This is a genomic window from Streptomyces sp. AV19 (genome assembly GCF_015999245.1).
Taxonomy (GTDB): Bacteria; Actinomycetota; Actinomycetes; order Streptomycetales; family Streptomycetaceae; genus Streptomyces.
This window is the reverse complement of record NZ_JAEAMR010000003.1, coordinates 733,631-750,699: the sequence shown is the minus strand read 5'-3', so window position 1 is coordinate 750,699 and position 17,069 is coordinate 733,631. Positions and strand designations below refer to the sequence as shown.

The window sequence follows — 17,069 nt, the reverse complement described above, 5'->3', positions numbered from 1 at the left end:
CACCGACCGGGCGGGCCTTCGGCGTTCAGCGGGGCCGGGCCCCGAAGGCGGGCGGGTTGTCGTCCGTCCCGTCCCGGTTGACGACGGTGTAGCCGTGGCCGTCGTGATACAGCTCCGAGGTCCAGATCTCGACCAGTTCGTCCTCCCCGCCCACGGGTTCGGGCTCGCCGGACGCGGCGCCGGTGCGCGGGTCGAGGCGGTGCACGGTCCCGTCGGAGCCGGAGCGGGTGAGCACGGCGAGGCCCCCGTCGGGGCGGCGGGTCAGCGCGGCGACGGCGTCCTTGAAGCTCCGGTCCCACCGTGTGGTGCCGTCGGCCAGGGAGTACGCGGCCAGCCGGTGCACGTCGTGGTCCGCCGGCCGCCGCACGGCCGTCACCAGGACGTCGTCCACGATCGTGGCGGCCAGGGCCGGGCGGGCCGCGAAGTCGTACGTCCCGGCGCGCAGCATCACGTCCTCCCGCCGGCCCGACAGCGGTACGGCGGCCCGGCGCCGGCCCTTGTCGTCGAAGGACAGCACGGCGGCGGTGCCGCGCTTGTCGCTCTCGCGGAGCGCGATCACGGCGGGCTCGGCCGACAGCACGTAGAGCTGCTCCCAGCGGGAGGCGACGGGCAGCCGGGCGCTCCAACGCGGTTCGCCGGTACGGGCGTCCAGCGAGCCGAGCCGCATGCGGACGGAGTCCCTAGTCCCGCACTGCTCGACGAGGAGGACGCGCGCGGCGGAGGCGTCCACGGACAGGGCCTGGCAGCCCCGGTCCAGGGTGCGCCGCCAACTCCGGCCGCCGTCCGCCGACTTGAGGCCGCGGACGGCCGTGTCCTCGGCCACGACGGCCGTTCCGTCGGCGAGCGCGATCCTGTCGTCCGTCGGCTCGGTGAACCGCCCGTCCCCGGCGACCGGTTGCCGCCAGCGCTGCCTGCCGGTGGACAGGTCCACCAGCGCGACGGCCGCGCACGGCTTCCCGTGCGCGGCGAAGCCGACGAGGCCCGTACCTCCTGCGGTGCGCGAGCTCATGGCGCACACGCTCTGCCGCGGCGGGGCCGCGAACGTCCAACGCTCCTGCCCGTCACGGGTGTTGTACGCGGTGAGCCCGTCGGGGCGGGCGCGGACGAGGGTGGTGCCGACGCCCCAGTTGCCCACGCCCCGCACGTCCGACGGGCGGTCGGGCGGCGCGGCCCAGACGGCGTCGAGGCGGGGGCCGTGGAGGGACTCGTGCCAGAACCAGCCGGGCGCGAGCCCCAGCAGCAGCCCGCAGCCGGCGATGCCGAGGATCCGCCGCCTGCGCCAGGGTTCGCCGGCCGCCCAGGCCACGGCCCCGAGCGTCCCGAAGAGCCCGAGGAAGAAGAAGGCGAGGGTCAGCCCGTTGGCGGCATCGCTGCCACTGGGGCAGGCACCTGCGCCGCAACGGTTCGGCCCTGCCAGATTGAGCACCAGGAAGAGCGGCGCCCAGCCGAGGACGGCCCCGGCCGCGGCGAGCGCCGCCCCCTTGGCCGCGCGTATCCCATTGATCATGGGAGCGAATGTCTCACGGGGTGAAGCTGGCGAAGTACGAGGCCGCCATGTCCTCCTCCCCGTGCCCCTGGGCCACGGCCCGCCGGAACCGTTCGGCGCCCGCGGCCGCGACGTCCATCCGCACCCCGGCCCGCTCCCCCGCGGCCACGATCAGCCGGGCGTCCTTCTCGGCCGTGGTGGTGGCGAAGCTCGGCGGGGTGAGGGCGTCCTTGAGCACGAGGCCGGCCTTGGCGCGCAGGTAGCCCATGTCCAGCGGGCCGCCGGCGACCGCGTCGAGGAAGTCCGCCGCCTCCACGCCGAGGCCCTTGGCCAGCGCCAGCGCTTCCGCCGTGCCGTGGGTGACGGTCAGCACCCAGCTGTTGAGCACCAGTTTGAGCCGCGACGCGGCGCCCTCCCCGTCCAGCCAGACGGTGCGCGAGCCGATCGCTTCGAAGACGGGCGCGAGCGAGGACCGCACGGCCTCGGGACCGGCGGCGAGGACGGTCAGCGCGCCCGCCTCCGCCGGTGCCTTCGTACCGAGCACCGGGGCGTCGACGAAGGTGATCCGCTGCTCGGCGGCGAAGGCCGCGAAGTCGTCGAGCGCGTCGAGGCCGGCGGTGGTCGACTGGACCCAGACCGCGCCGGGCTCCAGCCCCGGCGCGGCCTGCCGCATGACGTCGAGGACGGCCTCGGCGTCATGGAGCATCGTGAGCACGACGCCCGCGCCCCGGACGGCCTCCGCCGGCCCGCCCGCGACGCGCGCCCCGTCGGCGGCGAGCGGCTCGGCCTTGGCACGGCTGCGGTTCCAGACGCTGACGGCCAGCCCGGCCCGGACGAGATTCCGCGCCATGGGGGTGCCCATGATGCCGGTGCCGAGGACGGCGACGGTGGGGGAGTTGGTGGTCATGGGGGAACGGTAGGGCTTGGAGTGCGCTCGAGGGCAAGGACGGCTCTCCCCCACCCCGCCCTTTCACCGTTTCCCGGAACGGGCCCCCGGCCCCCGAGCCGCCCCCCCCGGGCGGCAAGCGGGGGCTCCGCCCCCTGCACCCCGAACCAGCGCCACACCCGGACAGGCGGGGCTACGCCCCTGCACCCCACCGGGGGCTCCGCCCCCGCACCCCCACCAGTGCTGCACCCCCTGCACTCGCACCGGTGCTGCACCCCCGTGTCCCCCACCGGTGCTGCGCCCCTGCCCCCTCCGGGACTCCGCCCCGGACCCCGACCGGCGTCTCGCCTCGCGCCCCCTCCGGGACTCCGCCCCGAGCCCCGACCGACGTCCGCCTCGCGCCCCCTCCGGGACTCCGCCCCGAGCCCCGACCGACGTCCGCCTCGCGCCCCCTCCGGAGCTCCGCCCCGAGCCACGATGCGATTTCACCCTGCCCCGCGTTGCGGGGATCCGGGGCGGAGCCCGATCCAGCCCGTCCGGCGCTTGAGGACAAATGCGGCGAAGCCGCATTGCGGGGTCCGGGGCGGAGCCCCGGAGCGGGGTGCAGGGGCGGAGTCCCGCGCCCCGGCGCGCACCGCGCGCCGCAGGGTGGCGCAGGGTGGCGCAGGGGCGGAGCCCCCGCGGAAACGGTGAAAGGGCGGGGCGGGGAGAAAACTCACACCACCTGGTGCAGCCACCGCACCGGCGCCCCCTCCCCCGCATGCCGAAACGGCTCCAACTCGTCATCCCACGGCTTCCCCAGCAACCGCGCGACCTCCCCCGCCAGCTCCGCCTCCCCCCGCTGCGCTCGCCCCAGCGCCGCCCGCAGCCGGTCCTCGGGGATCAAAATGTCCCCGTGGATCCCGGTCACCGCGTGGAAGATCCCCAGATCCGGCGTGGAGCTGTAGCGCTCCCCCTCCGCCCCGGCGCACGGCTCCGCCGTCACCTCGAAGCGCAGCAGATGCCAGCCGCGCAGCGCCGACGCGAGACGGGAGGCGGTGCCGGGCCGGCCCTGCCAGGAGAACTCCGACCGCCAGGTGCCCGGTGCCACCGGCTGCCTGATCCAGTCGAGCGTGACGCGCCCGCCGAGTACGTCCGCGACGGCCCATTCGACGTGCGGGCACAGCGCGCGCGGCGCGGAGTGCACGTAGAGAACGCCACGTGTCGTCACCGGGACCTCCAGTGCGGTTCGAGGGTCGCCTTCCCGAGCGGCCCCAGCGGCCTCGCGAACGCACACGTAACGGTCCTGCCCCAATGGCCACTCCCGCACCAGCTCGCGAGGTAACCAACAGTAAACACCATTGGGGGCAATTCTCCTGAAAAGGGACAGGATGTGACGTCGGGTGATCCGGCGGGGCCGAGGAGCGGACATGACCGGGAACAGCTCGGTCACTCCGGGAAAAAGCTATCGTGCGCTGAGGTCACCGCGGTGACGTACCGTCGGTCCAGGACCGATATCACCCGGCCGGAGGGGGATGGACGATGCGCAGCAGCACGGGCCGCCGCCCGACACGGACCGCCCTGGCGGCGGCGGTGGCCCTCGCCGCCGCCCTCCTCGCCACCGGCTGCGAGGGCACGCCCCAGGGGGCAGCCGTCGCCCCCGAGGCGAAGAAACCCGCGGGCCCCGTCTGGAACACCCGCCCCACCTCGATGGCCTCGCTGGGCGACTCCATCACCCGCGGCTTCGACGCCTGTTCCCTCCTGGAGGACTGCCCCGAGGTGTCCTGGGCGACCGGTACCCAGGTGGACAGCCTGGCCGCCCGCCTCCTGCCGTCCCCGGCCACGCAGAGCCGGAACTACGCGAGGACCGGCGCCCGGATGGCCGACCTGCCCGGCCAGATGCGCTCGGCGGTCGGGCAGCGCCCGCAGCTGGTGACGGTGCTGATGGGGGCGAACGACGCCTGCCGCACCGATGCCGGACTGATGACGCCCGTGGCCGGCTACCGCGCCGACTTCGAGAAGTCCCTGGCGGAGCTGCGCCGGGCGCTGCCCCGGACGCAGGTGTACGTGGCGAGCGTGCCGGACCTCAAACGCCTGTGGTCCGAGGGGAGCAGGAGCGCCCTGGGCAAGCAGGTGTGGAAGCTGGGGATCTGCCCGTCGATGCTGAAGGACGCGGACCTGCTGGACGCCGCCTCGCAGGAGCGGCGGGACCGGGTGAGCCGGCGGGTGAAGGAGTACAACGCCGCGCTGGAGGACGTCTGCCGACGCGACCGGCTGTGCCGCTACGACGGTGGCTCGGTGCACGCCTACGCCTTCACCGGCGAGCACCTCAGCCGCTGGGACTGGTTCCACCCCAACCGCAAGGGCCAGCAGGAGCTGGCCGAGCTGGCGTACCGGCGGATCACCGCCGCCGCGCAGCCGGCCGCCTGAGCGCGGGCAGGGGCGGCGCCCGTCAGGTGGGCCCGCCCCTGCCCCGGGCACGGTAGCCGATGAACTCGCCCCCGCGCCAAGCCAGTTCAGGCCGTCATTCGGTGCTGTCCCCGGGCGCGTGCAGGCCCACGCCCAGGATGCCCTCCCACTCCGTCAGCTCCTCGACGAGCGGATGGGGGGACGCCCGTCCCTCCAGCCCCAGCACCACGTCGGCCTCCTTCACCTTGCCCGACTCGCTGGTCTCGGAGTGGATGTGCACGTCGGTCACGCGGAAGCCGCGGCTGGTGCACAGCTCCAGCACCCGGCCCAGCAGCCCTCTGCGCGTCCGGTAGGAGAGCCGCAGCTCCACCTGGGCGACGGCGCGGCCGTTCGCCAGCCGCCGGGTCGCCAGCGGGAGGCCGCGCACCACGAGGAAGTGCACCAGCGTCGCCCCCGCGCCGAGCAGCGGCAGGCCGCCGCCGCACGCCATGCCGACCGCGCAGGTCAGCCAGATCGTCGCCGCGGTGGTCAGTCCGCGGACCGCGTCGCGGCGGACGAAGATGAGGCCGCCGCCGATGAATCCGATGCCCGAGACGATCTGCGCCGCGACCCGCGAGACGTCCACCCGGGCCTCGCCGGTGACGTCCGCGAGGGAGCCGAACCCGTGGATCGACACCTCCATGAACAGCGCGCTCCCCACCCCGACCAGCGTGTGGGTGCGCAACCCCGCGCTCTTCTGCTGGAGCTCCCGCTCCAGCCCGATGAGCAGCGACAGCAGCAGGGCCAGGCCCAGTTCGGCGAACTGCCGGACGCCCTGGCCGGCGGCCGTGCCGAACAACGGTGGGGCCGCCCATGGCGAACCACTGATGACAGCCTGGTGAACTCCCGTGAACTCGGCTATATCCATCCGGCCATTGTGGCGCGAAATCGCCGCTATGGACCGGTGGTTGACATACACCTACCGCCTTCCCCCTCCCATTGGTTTCATACGGCCTCATGGGAATCACCACGCGCACATCGTCCGCCCGGAGCGCCGCTCTTCTCGCCGCGCTCCTGACCGTCCCCGCCCTCGCCGATCCCGCTCGGGCGGCGGCCGAAGCCCCACTCACCCGTGAGGAGAGCCGCCTGGAATCCGCCGTCCCGCAGGAGATCCTGCGGCGCGGCGGATTCGACGGGGAGGGCGCCGGGTTCGCCGCCGCGCTGGCGCGTGCGCGCACCCCGCGGCAGGCCGAGCGGCTGACGGCCGACACCGGGCGGCGGTTGTGGCGGCACGCGGTGGACCGGGCCCAGGGGCGGGGGACCGTCCGCGCCGGCGACCTGCCGCGCGACGACGACCGCCCGCTGTACTGGGCGCGGCTGGACCTGACGAGGACGCTGCACCGCTGGCAGCCCCCGTTCCCCCTCTCCGAGCGGCGGCGCGCGGACCTGCTCGCCTCCCTGGAACGCACCTCCCGCGGCCAGGACTCGATCGGCTTCCCGGCGGGCCGCGGCGTCAAGCGGGTGCTGGTGACCGGCTTCGACCCGTTCCAGCTCGACGACGACATACGGCGCTCCAACCCGTCCGGCGCGTCGGCGCTCGCCCTGGACGGCACCACCGTCAACACCCCCTCGGGCCCGGCCCGGATCGAGGCCACCGTCTTCCCCGTCCGCTGGGACGACTTCGCCCGGGGCACGGTCGAGCGGACGCTCCTGCCGCACTTCCGCCCGGGCCCCCGCCGGGCCGACCTCTTCACCACCATCAGCCAGGGCCGCCCGGGCCGCTTCGACGTCGAGCGCACCAACGGGGCGTGGCGCGGCTCCGGGACGGACAACGAGGGCCTGCGGCGCGGGCCGGCGCCCGTCCCCGTACGGCAGCACCCTCAGCCCCAGTGGACCCGCACAACCCTCCCGTACGCCGTCCTCACCTCGACGACGACCGGTCCGTACCCCGTCCACGACAACACGTCCGTCACCGAGGTCCCGGCCGGTTCGACGACGCCCGTCGAGCGCCCGGACGGCCCGACGCCCGGCTCGGCGGCGCGCGCGGGCGGCGGGGGCGACTACCTCTCCAACGAGATCGCCTACCGGGCGACCCTGCTGCGCGACGTGATGCGATTGCGCGTCCCCGGCGGCCATCTCCACACGCCCGTCCTGCGGTTCGCCGACGGCAACGGGCCGGCCGGGGGCCGCGTCACGGACCCCGACTTCGAGCGGAACCGCCGGGCGATCGTCGCCCAGGTCCGATCGCTGATCGGGGTGGCCGCGGGCACCGTGCACCGGCCATGATGAGGGCATGATCATCGCGAGTGCGCAGTTCACGCCCCGGCCGTGCGAGGTCGCGGCCAACGTCGAGGCCATGGCCGGCCTCATAGCGGAGGCGGCCGGGGCCGGCGCGACCCTGGTCGTCTTCCCGGAACTGGCCGTCACCGGCTACGAGCCGGCCGCCGTCAACGCCGACCCGGACCTGCTGTCCTTCGCCCCCGACGCCCCGGAACTGTCCCCCCTGCGCGAGGCGTGCCGCGCGTCCGCCGTCACCGCGGTGGTCAACTGCCCCGCCCGGTCCGATCACGGCCCCACCATCACCTCGTACGTCTACGGCCCCGACGGCTCACTCCTCACCCGCTACGACAAGGTCCACGTGACGGAGACGGAGCAGGCGGCGGGCTTCGTCCCCGGCACGGCGGACGGCCGCTTCACCGTCGACGGCGTCCGCGCCGCCCTGGCGATCTGCTACGACACGTCGTTCCCCGACGTGGCCGCCCGCGCGGCCGCCGACAACTGCCGCCTCCTGCTGGCGAGTTCCCTCCACGACACGGAGGACGGCCCCCGCAAACTGGCCACCCTCTACCCGGCCATGGCCCGGGACAACGCCCTGTACGTGGCCCTGGCCAACCACGTGGGCCCGTCGGGCGCCTTCACGGCCTGCGGCCTGAGCGCCGTCTGGGGCCCCGACGGCCGCGTCCTGGCGGAACGTGCGGATGCGGGGCTGGTGCTGGCGAAGGCCGATGTCGAGACCGGCGTGGAAGCCGGCCTGCCGGCCCGCTGAACCGCCATCGCCCGGAGGGCGATGCACGAGGGACGGGCAGGGGGCGAAGCCCCCGCCCACCCGCTGAGCGCGGTGGCACATGGGACGGAGCCCCGCCCGCGCAGCGCGCGGCCCCGAGGGCGGAGCCCCGGTGGAGCGCAGGGGCGGAGCCTCACCCACCCACGCGAAGCACGGGCCCGAGTCCGGGGGGCGCAGCCCCGGCGGGATGACGGGCCAAAGCCCCGCGCGGAACGCGGGCCCGGGGCACAGGAGGCACAGCCCCACCCACCCGCACGGAGCATGGACCCGGGGTCCAGGGGGCGCAGCCCCCGGCGGGGCGCAGGGGCGGAGCCCCGCCCGCCCGCGCCGCGCACGAATCCGGGGGCTGCCGCCCGGAGGGCGGCTCGGGGCCGGGGCCCCGCCCCGGGAAACGGTGAAAGGGCGGGGCGGGGAGAAAACCCCGTCAGCCACCCAGGCTGACGATCATCTTGCCCGTGTTGTCCCCGCGCAGCAGCCCGAGGAACGCGTCCACGGCCCGCTCCACACCATGGACGACGGTCTCGTCCCGCTTCAGCTCCCCCGAGCGGACCCAGCCCCCCACCTCCTCCACGAACCGCGGCCGCAGCGCCCCGTGGTCCATGACGATCATGCCCTGCAGCCGCAGCCGCTTCCCGATCGCCAGCGCCAGATTGTTCGGCCCCGGCACCGGCTCCGTCGCGTTGTACTGCGCGATCGCCCCGCACAGCGTCGCCCGCCCGTGCGGCCGCAGCGCCCCGATCGCCGCCTCCAGGTGCTCCCCGCCGACGTTGTCGAAGTAGACGTCGATCCCGTCGGGCGCCACCTCCGCGAGCTGCTCCGCGACCGGGCCGTCCTTCTTGTAGTTGAACGCCGCGTCGAAGCCGTACTCCTCTACGAGCCGGCGCACCTTCTCGTCCGAGCCCGCGCTGCCGACGACCAGCGAGGCCCCCTTGAGCCGGGCGATCTGCCCGACCATGCTGCCCACCGCCCCGGCTGCGCCGGAGACGAAGACGGCGTCCCCCTCCCGGAAGGAGGCGACGTCCAGCAGACCCGCATAGGCGGTCATCCCGGGCATGCCGAGGGCGCCGAGGTAGGCGGAGAGCGGCGCGGCGCCCGCGTCCACCCGGAACGCGTTCGCGGCGTCGAGCACGGCGTACTCGCGCCAGCCCAGGTCGTGCAGGACGTGGTCGCCCACGGCGAACCCCTCGGCCCGCGAGGCGACGACCTCGCCCACGGCGCCGCCGGTCATCGGCCGGTCGAGCACGTACGGCGGCACGTACGACTTGCGGTCGCTCATCCGCCCGCGCATGTACGGATCGACGGACAGGTGGAGGTTGCGGACGACGATCTGCCCGTCGGCGGGCTCGGCGACGGGCTCCTCGCGGAGCGCGAAGTCCCCGGGCCTCGGCTCGCCGACCGGGCGGGAGACGAGGTGCCAGGCGCGGGCGGTGGCGGGAATGGACACGGTGAGGGCCTCCTATTTGCTTCAGCAGATGAAACAATAGTTGACCTAGATATTTTATGTTGTCAAGCAACCGGGTAGGCTGGTCCCATGGCACTGTCGTCGACACCGGCACCCCGGAAGAGCCCCGACCCTCTGACCGTCGAAGTCGTGGACCTCATCGGGACGGTCGTGGTGCGCTACCACGAGGAGTACGACGAGGCGGCCGCCCGCCACTCCCTCACCGGCGCCCAGGCCCGCGTCCTCGCCCTCCTGGCCCGCGAGCCGCTGCCGATGCGGCGGATCGCGGAGCGGCTCAAGTGCGAGCCGTCGAACGTGACGGGCATCGTCGACCGCCTCGCCGCCCGCGGCCTGGTCGAGCGCCGCCCGGACCCGGCCGACCGCCGCGTCAAGGTGGCCGCGGTCACCCCCGACGGCCGCGGGACGGCGGAGCGCCTGCGCGAGGGCCTGGACTTCGCGCGCGAACCCCTGAGCCGCCTGTCGCCGGAGGAGCGGACGACGCTGCGGGACCTGCTGCGGCGAATGCTGGGGGAAGCGGGAGAGGTGGGAGAGGCGCTAGGGGAAGCGGGAGAGGCGGGGGAAGCAAGGGACGCAGGAGAGTCGGGGGAGGCGGAGTGAAACCCCCTCCGCCCACCCGCCCCGTGCACCACCATGACCCCATGGACCCCGCCCCCTTCACCCCCCTCGACTTCCAGCTCGTCCTCCTCCGTCGCATGGCCGACCATCAGCCGGACCTCGTCGAGGACGCCCTCCGCCGACTCCACGTCACCCGGGCCGAGATGCGCGAGGCCAACCGCCGCTGGCAGGCCATGCTCCACTCCCCCCGCCGCCGCGGCGCGGGCCCCCGCTACCGCTCCGTCCTCGGCCCGCCGGAGCACGTCGCCGAGCGCCGCGTCGGCGACCTCACCGCGCGGGCCGCGACCTGGCCCGTCCCCCTCTGGCCGGACCTCCGCTTCGAGGTCCTCACCGCCCCGGGCGGCGCCGTCTGGAACGAATGGCTCGTCCGCGCCCCCGGCGCCCCTTCCCCCGCCCCGCGCACCGTCGAGGACCTGACCCCCTGGTCCTGCACGGTGGACGAGACCGCCCGCGCCTTCGCCCCCGCCCGCCCCATGGAGGGCACCGCCCCCACCCGCTGGCAGCTCGCCTTCACGGCCCCGGACGCGTCCGGCCGCCGCGCGGAGCACGTGGCGGAGTTCACGTGGGGCCTCTTCCAGCGACTCGTGCGCTGAATCGACCGCGTCTGTTCCGAACCGCGGGCCTCATCCTTTCGGCTGATGCGGGGCCGGCAACTCTGGCCGTTTACCCGAGGCGGCCGCACGGCGGGCCTCCGTAGCGTGGGGCCCGTCCTTTGCCCCCGAACCGGAGCGGATCCATGTCCCGTGCACGCCAGATCGCCCTCGGCCTCGCCGGGCTGGCCTGTCTGGCGCTGCCCCTGGCCCTGCTGGGCGGCGGCTGCTTCGGGCGCGTCGGCGGCGTCGACGACAAGGCCATCGGCACCCCGGCGTCGGCCGACGAGCCGCAGCGGGTGCGCATCCCGTCCCTCGGCGTGGACAGCCCGCTGATCCGCGTCAACACCCTCGGCAAGGACCGCAGCGTCCAGGGCCCGCCGCCCGAGCAGGGGATGACGGCCGGCTGGTACAGCGGCGGCGCCATCCCCGGCGAGCGCGGCGTCGCCGTGATCATCGGGCACCGGGACGACCGGGACGGCCGGACGGCGGTCTTCCGGAAGCTGGACGCCGTGGACGAGGGCACGGTGATCGACGTCGAGCGGGGCGACGGCCGGGTGCTGCACTTCGTCGTCACCCGGACCGAGACCGTCGAGAAGAGCGTGCCCGTCGCCCGGAAGGAGCAGCCGGCATCGCAGGAGCGGAAGCTGCTCCTGGTCACGTGCGCGGGCGCCCCGGACCCCGGCGAACGGCCCGCGCGGAACCTCGTCGTCCACGCCACGCTGCGACCATGAGGGCGTGACGCACCGGACGCCGCGGCCCCTGCTCGCCACGCTGCTGGCGCTCACCGTCGCCGCCGGTGCCGTCGACGCGGTGAGCTTCCTCGGGCTGGGTCACGTCTTCACCGCGAACATGACCGGCAACGTCGTCTTCCTGGGCTTCTCGGCCGCCGGTGCGGCCGGTTTCTCGGTGCCCGCCTCGGGGCTGGCCGTGGGCGGCTTCCTGGTGGGGGCGCTGCTCGGCGGACGGTTCGGGGTGGTGATGGAGGGACGGCCGAGGCGGCTGTGGATCGGCGGGGCACTGGCCGCCGAGGCACTGCTCGTCGGCGCGGCGGCGGCACTGGCGACCGGCCCGGGAGGGGAGGGCCGGCGCTACGCCGTGATCTCCGTGCTGGCGCTGGCGATGGGGCTGCGGGTCGCCACCGTCCGGCGGCTGGCCGTGCCGGACATGATGACGGTCATCCTGACCCGCACCCTGACCGGACTCGCCGCGGACTCCCGCCCGGCCGGGGGCACCGACCCCTACCTCGGACGACGGGTGGGGTCGGTGCTGGCCATGGCGCTCGGGGCGGCCGCCGGGGCGTGGCTGGTGAACCGCCACGGCCCGGTGTGGCCACTGGCCCTCACGGCGGGCGGCGTGGCGCTGCTCGCCTCGGGGACCCTGCTGACAGGCGTCAGGCGAGCTCGGCGGTGAGGGTGATCGTCGTCCCGGTGAGCGCCTGGCTGACCGGGCAGTTCTTCTTGGCGCCCTCGGCGGCGGCGATGAAGCCGTCCTCGTCCAGGCCGGGCACCTCGCCCCGGACCCAGAGGTGGATGCCGGTGATGCCCTCGCCCGGCTGGAAGGTGACGTCGGCCTTGGTCTCCAGGCGGGTGGGCGGGGTGCCCGCGCCCGTCAGACCGTGCGAGAGCGCCATGCTGAAGCAGCTGGAGTGAGCGGCGGCGATCAGCTCCTCCGGGCTCGTCTTGCCGTTGGCCTGCTCGGCGCGGGACGGCCAGGAGACCGGCTGGGAGCCGATGCCGGACGAGTCGAAGGTGACGGTGCCGCTGCCGGAGAGCAGCTCGCCCTCCCAGACGGTGTGCGCGGTACGGGTCGTGGCCACGGAGGTCCTCCAGAGGGGTGGGTGGGCCCGGGGGCCCGGGCCCAAACGATCATACGGAGACGGCGGCGGTCCCGGCGCGTCCGTCCTGGCCCGGGACGGCCGCGTCCCGCGCCGGCGCGGCCCCGGCCGCGTTCCACGCCACCAGCGCCGGACGCCCGTGCTCGGTGCCGATCCGGCTCACCGTCCCGGTGTCCAGCCGGAACAGCGCCCCGGCCGCGGGCGGCAGGCCGAGCCTACGGGCCGTCAGCACCCGCAGGAAGTGCGCGTGACCGACGAGCACCACGTCGCCCCCGTCCTCGTCCAGCCACGGGCCGATCCGGGCCAGCACCCGGTCGGCGCGCGCCCCGGCCTCGGCGGGCGACTCCCCCGGGTGCCCGGCGGGCCCGGGGACGACCCCGTCGTCGAAGAGGAACCAGTCCGGCCGGGTGCGGTGGATCTCGGCGGTGGTGACGCCCTCGTAGCCGCCGTAGTCCCACTCCCGCAGGCCCGGTTCGACCACGGCGTCCCGCAGCCCCGCCAGCTCGGCGGTGCGCCGCGCCCGCGCCAGCGGGCTCACCAGGACGTGGCCGACCCGGCGCGCCGCGAGCAACGGCCGCAGGGCGGCCGCCTGGCGCTCGCCGCGCGCGGTCAGCGGCTTGTCGGTCCAGCTGGTGTGGAGGCCGTCGCGGCTCCACTCGGTCTCGCCGTGCCGGACGAGCAGCAGCTCAGCCATTGGCGGGGCCGGAGCCCTCCCCGGCCTTCGCCTGCGCCTCGGCCACCGACGCCCGGACCTCGTCCATGTCCAGGGCGCGGGCCTGCCGGATGACGTCCTCCAGAGCGGCCTCCGGCAGCGCGCCCGGCTGGGCGTACACCGCGATGTTGTCCCGGACGATCATCAGCGTCGGCACGGAGCTGATCTCGAAGGCGGCCGAGAGCTCGGCCTGGGAGTCGGTCTCGACCTTGGTGAAGACCAGGTCCTCGTGCTTGGCGGCCACGCGGTCGTAGACGGGCGCGAATCGCTTGCACGGACCGCACCAGGTGGCCCAGAAGTTGATGAGGACGAAGTCGGCGCCCGAGACGACGTCGTCGAAGTTGTCCTTGGTGAGCTCCACGGTGCTGCTCATACGTGCCTACCCGCTTCCGATGGTCGTGTGTGGCCCGGTTCGTACGGCTCAGGATCGGTAACCGGGCGACGCCGCACCGTATTCCGCGGCCACCGTTCGGCCTACAGCCGCCTCCGCGGACAAGCGGTGTGACCGTGGTTACATCATCGGCGGAGGTGTTCTTGTATGACCGGCGACAGACCGCAGAACGGTGACGGATCTCCCGACCGGCCGGCACGCGCGGCGACCTCGCGGCGTCTCGTGCTCGCCACCGCCGCCCTCGCCCCGATGCTGGCCGGCACCGGCACGGCGCGGGCCCACGACGACGGCCGCCGCACCACGGATCCGTGCCACGACCGGAGACTGATCCATCCGGTGAACACCGCCGAGTCCCACTGGCAGGGCGTCACCGACGTGCTGTCGCACAAGGGCCGGATGGGCGGCGACCAGGTCTACCGGATGGGGTTCCTCCGGCACGACCTGCGGGTGAAGTCGTACGGGCACTCCCTCGCCCCGAGCCTGGGCATCGGGTCGTTCGTCTCCTTCGTCCGGTACGAGGACGGGCGGACGATGCTGATGGGCGACATGGCGGTCACCGAGGGCGAGATGCAGCGGGTGATCGACGTCCTGGACGGGCACGGGATCGGACAGACGGCGATCCACAAGCACCTGCTCTCCCACGAGCCGCACGTGTGGTGGATGCACATCCACGGGCTCCACCGCGACGAGTTGATGCTCGCCCGGGCCCTGCGGGAGGCGCTGGCGGTCACCGGCACCCCGCCCTCGGCCGGCATCCCGGAGCCGGCCGACGTCGACCTGGACACCTCCGGCATCGACGAGGCGCTGGGCACCAAGGGCGGCACCGAGGGCGAGATCTACAAGATCACCTTCGCCCGGCGGGAGACGATTATCGACCACGACCGCGTCCTGCCGCGGATGACGGGTGCGACGACGGCGATCTCCTTCCAGCCGGTCGGCCGGGGCCGGGCGATCATCAGCGGGGACTTCGTGATGACGGGTCAGGAGATGCAGCACGTCGTCCGGGCCCTGCGGCAGGGCGGGGTCGACATCGTCTCGATCCACAGCCACATGCTGTTCGAGGAACCGCGGCTGTTCTTCCTGCACTTCTGGGGCATCGACGACGGCGTGCGGCTGGCCCGGGCGCTGCGGGCGGCGGTGGACCACACCAATGTGTCGCCGGCGGGGGCCAACGAGTAGCCGGTCCATGCCGGTCCATGAGAGAGGTGCAGCTCGGATCGTTTCTGCACCTGAGCCGCGAAGTGGGGCGGGTGGGACTCGAACCCACGACCGACGGATTATGAGTCCGCTGCTCTAACCGGCTGAGCTACCGCCCCGTTCACGGCGCGTCGCGCACATCTGTGCGCGCCGTCTGCCGCAGCATAGCCGCTCATACGATCTGCTGCCCCGGTGGGGGCACATCGTGTGACCAGCCTGACCTTGAGGACTTCGGCCGTGGCGGGATCGGTTCCCGCCCGGCGCGAATCCGGGCACGAAAAAAGGACCCCCGGCGGGGGGTCCTTCTCCGGGTGGCTCCTCCGACTGGACTCGAACCAGTAACCTGCCGGTTAACAGCCGGCTGCTCTGCCAATTGAGCTACAGAGGATCGCGCTCCCCCGACTGGACTCGAACCAGTAACCTGCCGGTTAACAGCCGGCTGCTCTGCCAATTGAGCTACAGGGGATTGTCGCGTTGCCTCGAATGCATCTTCGTCCGGTCTCCCGGGCGGCGTGCGCTCGCTGCGAGACATACATTAGCGCAAGCAGGGGGGTGCTCCGCCAATCGGTATCCCGGGAGTGATCTCCGGGGACACCGGGCAGGCGGTGGGCCGGGCCCGCGGTCGCGCGGGATTCAGGCGGGATTCAGGGGATCCGAGGGAAGGACGGTGCGGGATGCGCTACCGGCTGACGTTCATCGCTGGGGCTGCCGTCGGGTACGTGTTCGGCGCGCGGGCCGGCCGCGAGCGGTACGAGGCGCTGCGCAAGGGGGCGCAGCGGATCGCGCAGAACCCCGTGGTGCGCAACACCGCGGAGGCGGCCGCGGTGAACGGCCGGTCGCTGGCCACCCGCGCCTTCGACAAGGCCGCCGACCGGATCCCCGCCTCGGTGGCCGACCGGGTGCGCTCGCTGCGCGAGCAGCGGGGCGACGACGAGGACGAGTGGGGCACCAGCAACACCTGAGCCGAAGCACCGGATGCGGGACGGACGGGAAGGTTTGGCATCATCCTCCGCATGGGGATAGTCGCCGGGCTGGACAGTTCCAGCGAGAGCACACGAATCGTCGTCTGCGACGCGGACACGGGCACCGTGCTCCGCCAGGGGTACGCGCCGCACCCGCCGTCCGCCGCCGAGGGCGACCCCCAGGGCTGGCTGATCTCCCTGGGCGAGGCCGCCGCGGGCGGGCTGCTGGAGGGTGTGCAGGCCATCGGCGTCTCGGCGCAGCAGCACGGGCTGCTGGCGCTGGACGCGGGCGGCGTGCTCGTCCGTCCCGCGCTGCTGGGCAACGACAAACGGGCGCAGGCCGCGGCCGCCGACCTCACGGACGCGCTGGGCGGCCGGGCCGCGTGGGCGCAGGCCGTGGGCACGGTGCCGCAGGCCCAGCTGGCGGTGGCGAAGCTGCGCTGGCTGGCGCGGAACGAGCCCGAGTCGGCGACGCGCACGGCGATGCTGCTCCAGCCGCACGAGTGGCTGGTGTGGCAGTTGCTGGGGCGCCCGGCGCGGCGCACCACGGACCGCGGCGCCGCGTCCGCCACCGGCTACTGGTCGGCGGCCACCGGCGGCTGGCGGCCGGACCTCGTGGAGCTGGCCCTGGGGCACCAGGCCGCGCTGCCGGACGTGCTCGCGCCCGCGGAGCCGGCCGGGCACACCCCCGAGGGGCTGCTCATCTCCGCCGGGACGGGCGAGACGATGGCGGCGGCCTTCGGCCTGGGCGTGGGCCCCGGGGACGCGGTGGTCTCGCTGGGGGCCTCCGGTTCGGTCTTCGCCGTGCACCACCAGGCGCTGGCGGACGCGCAGGGCACGATCACCTCGTTCGCCGACGCGACCGGCATGCACCTGCCCGTCGTCCACACGCAGAACGCGGTCCGGGTGCTGCGCGGCACGGCCGAGCTGCTGGGGACGGACCTGGCGGGACTGTCCGAGCTGGCGCTGCGCTCCTCCTGGGGCGCGTACGGAATGGTGCTGCTGCCCTATCTGGAGGGCGAGCGGACCCCGCACCTGCCGCACACGGCCGGGACGCTGACCGGGCTGCGGCGCGAGAGCATGAAGCCGGAGCACCTGGCGCGGGCCGCGTTCGAGGGCATGCTGTGCGGGCTCACCGACGCGCTGGACGTGCTGCGCGGGCGCGGCGTCGTGGTGCGGCGGGTCTTCCTGCTGGGCGCCGCGGCGGAGCTGCCCGCGGTGCGGGCGCTGGCGCCGGCGCTGTTCGGCACCCAGGTCGTCGTCCCGCAGCCGGCGGACTGGGCGGCGCTGGGCGCGGCCCGGCAGGCCGCCTGGTCGCTGGGGGTGCAGCACGGCGTCCGCTCCCCGCAGGAGCCGCCGCACTGGCCGTACGGCGCCGGGCAGGTGCACGAGCCGGGCGAGGAGCTGCCGGCCGGCCAGGCCGTGCGGCAGCAGTACGGGACCGTGCGCGAGCAGACGCATCCCGGGGCGTTCGGGAACGGCCAGTAGTCCGGATCTGGT

General features: G+C 74.4%; 18 protein-coding genes and 3 tRNA genes. 10 read left to right on the top strand and 11 right to left on the bottom strand.

Going from position 1 to position 17,069, the window contains the following annotated elements:
- Nucleotides 1-25: 25 nt before the first annotated feature.
- The 3 genes from I5Q34_RS03440 to I5Q34_RS03430 all read right to left on the bottom strand — a co-directional run bounded on the left by I5Q34_RS03440 (nucleotide 26) and on the right by I5Q34_RS03430 (nucleotide 3,582).
- Complete coding sequence (locus I5Q34_RS03440; protein WP_199890551.1) at nucleotides 26-1,507, bottom strand: PQQ-binding-like beta-propeller repeat protein; 1,482 nt, start codon at nucleotides 1,505-1,507, stop codon at nucleotides 26-28.
- 13 nt (nucleotides 1,508-1,520) lie between these two features.
- Nucleotides 1,521-2,393, bottom strand: a complete 873-nt coding sequence (locus I5Q34_RS03435; RefSeq protein ID WP_199890550.1) for an NAD(P)-dependent oxidoreductase — start codon at nucleotides 2,391-2,393, stop codon at nucleotides 1,521-1,523.
- 694 nt (nucleotides 2,394-3,087) lie between these two features.
- Complete coding sequence (locus tag I5Q34_RS03430) at nucleotides 3,088-3,582, bottom strand: DUF3145 domain-containing protein (RefSeq protein ID WP_199890549.1); 495 nt, start codon at nucleotides 3,580-3,582, stop codon at nucleotides 3,088-3,090.
- Between the two features lie 311 nt (nucleotides 3,583-3,893).
- Between I5Q34_RS03430 and I5Q34_RS03425 the strand changes: the two genes are divergently transcribed.
- On the top strand, nucleotides 3,894-4,781 hold the full coding sequence (locus tag I5Q34_RS03425) for an SGNH/GDSL hydrolase family protein (RefSeq protein WP_199890548.1): 888 nt from the start codon (nucleotides 3,894-3,896) through the stop codon (nucleotides 4,779-4,781).
- Between the two features lie 94 nt (nucleotides 4,782-4,875).
- Here the strand turns inward: I5Q34_RS03425 and I5Q34_RS03420 are convergent, their stop codons facing one another.
- Nucleotides 4,876-5,667: an MgtC/SapB family protein gene (locus I5Q34_RS03420; RefSeq protein ID WP_199890547.1), complete on the bottom strand. Its 792-nt coding sequence runs from the start codon at nucleotides 5,665-5,667 to the stop codon at nucleotides 4,876-4,878.
- 89 nt (nucleotides 5,668-5,756) lie between these two features.
- Here I5Q34_RS03420 and I5Q34_RS03415 point away from each other — a divergent pair, with 89 nt between their 5' ends.
- Both I5Q34_RS03415 and I5Q34_RS03410 read left to right on the top strand, forming a co-directional pair.
- The gene (locus I5Q34_RS03415; RefSeq protein WP_199890546.1) at nucleotides 5,757-7,025 is read left to right on the top strand and encodes a pyroglutamyl peptidase; all 1,269 of its coding nucleotides are present in this window, start codon (nucleotides 5,757-5,759) and stop codon (nucleotides 7,023-7,025) included.
- 7 nt (nucleotides 7,026-7,032) lie between these two features.
- Nucleotides 7,033-7,785 (top strand): carbon-nitrogen hydrolase family protein, encoded by a 753-nt coding sequence (locus I5Q34_RS03410; RefSeq protein ID WP_199890545.1) that lies wholly within the window; start codon nucleotides 7,033-7,035, stop codon nucleotides 7,783-7,785.
- Between the two features lie 442 nt (nucleotides 7,786-8,227).
- On the opposite strand, the gene I5Q34_RS03405 is transcribed toward I5Q34_RS03410, so the two are convergent.
- Nucleotides 8,228-9,247, bottom strand: coding sequence for an NADP-dependent oxidoreductase (locus tag I5Q34_RS03405; protein WP_199890544.1), 1,020 nt, complete (start codon nucleotides 9,245-9,247; stop codon nucleotides 8,228-8,230).
- A gap of 87 nt (nucleotides 9,248-9,334) precedes the next feature.
- Here I5Q34_RS03405 and I5Q34_RS03400 point away from each other — a divergent pair, with 87 nt between their 5' ends.
- The 4 genes from I5Q34_RS03400 (at nucleotide 9,335) to I5Q34_RS03385 (ending at nucleotide 11,883) form a co-directional block, all read left to right on the top strand.
- A complete protein-coding gene (locus I5Q34_RS03400) occupies nucleotides 9,335-9,862 on the top strand; it encodes a MarR family winged helix-turn-helix transcriptional regulator (RefSeq protein ID WP_199890543.1) in 528 nt (175 codons plus the stop codon).
- Between the two features lie 41 nt (nucleotides 9,863-9,903).
- Nucleotides 9,904-10,473 (top strand): hypothetical protein, encoded by a 570-nt coding sequence (locus I5Q34_RS03395; RefSeq protein WP_199890542.1) that lies wholly within the window; start codon nucleotides 9,904-9,906, stop codon nucleotides 10,471-10,473.
- A 143-nt stretch (nucleotides 10,474-10,616) separates the two neighbouring features.
- On the top strand, nucleotides 10,617-11,204 hold the full coding sequence (locus tag I5Q34_RS03390; protein ID WP_199890541.1) for a class F sortase: 588 nt from the start codon (nucleotides 10,617-10,619) through the stop codon (nucleotides 11,202-11,204).
- A gap of 4 nt (nucleotides 11,205-11,208) precedes the next feature.
- Nucleotides 11,209-11,883 (top strand): YoaK family protein, encoded by a 675-nt coding sequence (locus tag I5Q34_RS03385; RefSeq protein ID WP_199890540.1) that lies wholly within the window; start codon nucleotides 11,209-11,211, stop codon nucleotides 11,881-11,883.
- Here I5Q34_RS03385 and I5Q34_RS03380 read toward each other — a convergent pair.
- From I5Q34_RS03380 to I5Q34_RS03370, 3 genes are read right to left on the bottom strand one after another with little or no spacing between them, the layout of a single operon-like run.
- Nucleotides 11,864-12,289 (bottom strand): OsmC family protein, encoded by a 426-nt coding sequence (locus I5Q34_RS03380; RefSeq protein ID WP_199890539.1) that lies wholly within the window; start codon nucleotides 12,287-12,289, stop codon nucleotides 11,864-11,866. The two genes, I5Q34_RS03385 and I5Q34_RS03380, sit on opposite strands and share 20 nt — an antisense overlap.
- A gap of 49 nt (nucleotides 12,290-12,338) precedes the next feature.
- A complete protein-coding gene (locus tag I5Q34_RS03375; protein ID WP_199890538.1) occupies nucleotides 12,339-13,001 on the bottom strand; it encodes a histidine phosphatase family protein in 663 nt (220 codons plus the stop codon).
- A complete protein-coding gene (locus I5Q34_RS03370) occupies nucleotides 12,994-13,392 on the bottom strand; it encodes a co-chaperone YbbN (RefSeq protein ID WP_199890537.1) in 399 nt (132 codons plus the stop codon). The genes I5Q34_RS03375 and I5Q34_RS03370 overlap by 8 nt, the downstream gene beginning before the upstream one ends.
- Nucleotides 13,393-13,557: 165 nt before the next feature.
- On the opposite strand from I5Q34_RS03370, the gene I5Q34_RS03365 reads away from it, so the two are divergent.
- Complete coding sequence (locus tag I5Q34_RS03365) at nucleotides 13,558-14,589, top strand: DUF1259 domain-containing protein (RefSeq protein ID WP_199890536.1); 1,032 nt, start codon at nucleotides 13,558-13,560, stop codon at nucleotides 14,587-14,589.
- Between the two features lie 63 nt (nucleotides 14,590-14,652).
- On the opposite strand, the gene I5Q34_RS03360 is transcribed toward I5Q34_RS03365, so the two are convergent.
- From I5Q34_RS03360 to I5Q34_RS03350, 3 genes are all read right to left on the bottom strand, one after another.
- Nucleotides 14,653-14,726, bottom strand: a tRNA-Ile gene (locus tag I5Q34_RS03360).
- A 193-nt stretch (nucleotides 14,727-14,919) separates the two neighbouring features.
- Nucleotides 14,920-14,995: transfer RNA gene (locus tag I5Q34_RS03355), tRNA-Asn, on the bottom strand.
- 5 nt (nucleotides 14,996-15,000) lie between these two features.
- Nucleotides 15,001-15,073, bottom strand: a tRNA-Asn gene (locus I5Q34_RS03350).
- Nucleotides 15,074-15,281: 208 nt separating this feature from the next.
- Here I5Q34_RS03350 and I5Q34_RS03345 point away from each other — a divergent pair.
- Nucleotides 15,282-15,569: a YtxH domain-containing protein gene (locus I5Q34_RS03345; RefSeq protein ID WP_199890535.1), complete on the top strand. Its 288-nt coding sequence runs from the start codon at nucleotides 15,282-15,284 to the stop codon at nucleotides 15,567-15,569.
- A 51-nt stretch (nucleotides 15,570-15,620) separates the two neighbouring features.
- Nucleotides 15,621-17,057: an FGGY family carbohydrate kinase gene (locus I5Q34_RS03340; protein ID WP_199890534.1), complete on the top strand. Its 1,437-nt coding sequence runs from the start codon at nucleotides 15,621-15,623 to the stop codon at nucleotides 17,055-17,057.
- Nucleotides 17,058-17,069 lie beyond the last annotated feature (12 nt).

Coding starts and splice junctions, on each gene's coding strand:
- I5Q34_RS03440 (WP_199890551.1), bottom strand. CDS start 1,507: ATGATCAATGGGATACGCGCGGCCAAGGGGGCGGCGCTCGCCGCGGCC.
- I5Q34_RS03435 (WP_199890550.1), bottom strand. CDS start 2,393: ATGACCACCAACTCCCCCACCGTCGCCGTCCTCGGCACCGGCATCATG.
- I5Q34_RS03425 (WP_199890548.1), top strand. CDS start 3,894: ATGCGCAGCAGCACGGGCCGCCGCCCGACACGGACCGCCCTGGCGGCG.
- I5Q34_RS03420 (WP_199890547.1), bottom strand. CDS start 5,667: ATGGATATAGCCGAGTTCACGGGAGTTCACCAGGCTGTCATCAGTGGT.
- I5Q34_RS03415 (WP_199890546.1), top strand. CDS start 5,757: ATGGGAATCACCACGCGCACATCGTCCGCCCGGAGCGCCGCTCTTCTC.
- I5Q34_RS03410 (WP_199890545.1), top strand. CDS start 7,033: ATGATCATCGCGAGTGCGCAGTTCACGCCCCGGCCGTGCGAGGTCGCG.
- I5Q34_RS03400 (WP_199890543.1), top strand. CDS start 9,335: ATGGCACTGTCGTCGACACCGGCACCCCGGAAGAGCCCCGACCCTCTG.
- I5Q34_RS03395 (WP_199890542.1), top strand. CDS start 9,904: ATGGACCCCGCCCCCTTCACCCCCCTCGACTTCCAGCTCGTCCTCCTC.
- I5Q34_RS03390 (WP_199890541.1), top strand. CDS start 10,617: ATGTCCCGTGCACGCCAGATCGCCCTCGGCCTCGCCGGGCTGGCCTGT.
- I5Q34_RS03375 (WP_199890538.1), bottom strand. CDS start 13,001: ATGGCTGAGCTGCTGCTCGTCCGGCACGGCGAGACCGAGTGGAGCCGC.
- I5Q34_RS03370 (WP_199890537.1), bottom strand. CDS start 13,392: ATGAGCAGCACCGTGGAGCTCACCAAGGACAACTTCGACGACGTCGTC.
- I5Q34_RS03365 (WP_199890536.1), top strand. CDS start 13,558: ATGACCGGCGACAGACCGCAGAACGGTGACGGATCTCCCGACCGGCCG.
- I5Q34_RS03345 (WP_199890535.1), top strand. CDS start 15,282: ATGCGCTACCGGCTGACGTTCATCGCTGGGGCTGCCGTCGGGTACGTG.
- I5Q34_RS03340 (WP_199890534.1), top strand. CDS start 15,621: ATGGGGATAGTCGCCGGGCTGGACAGTTCCAGCGAGAGCACACGAATC.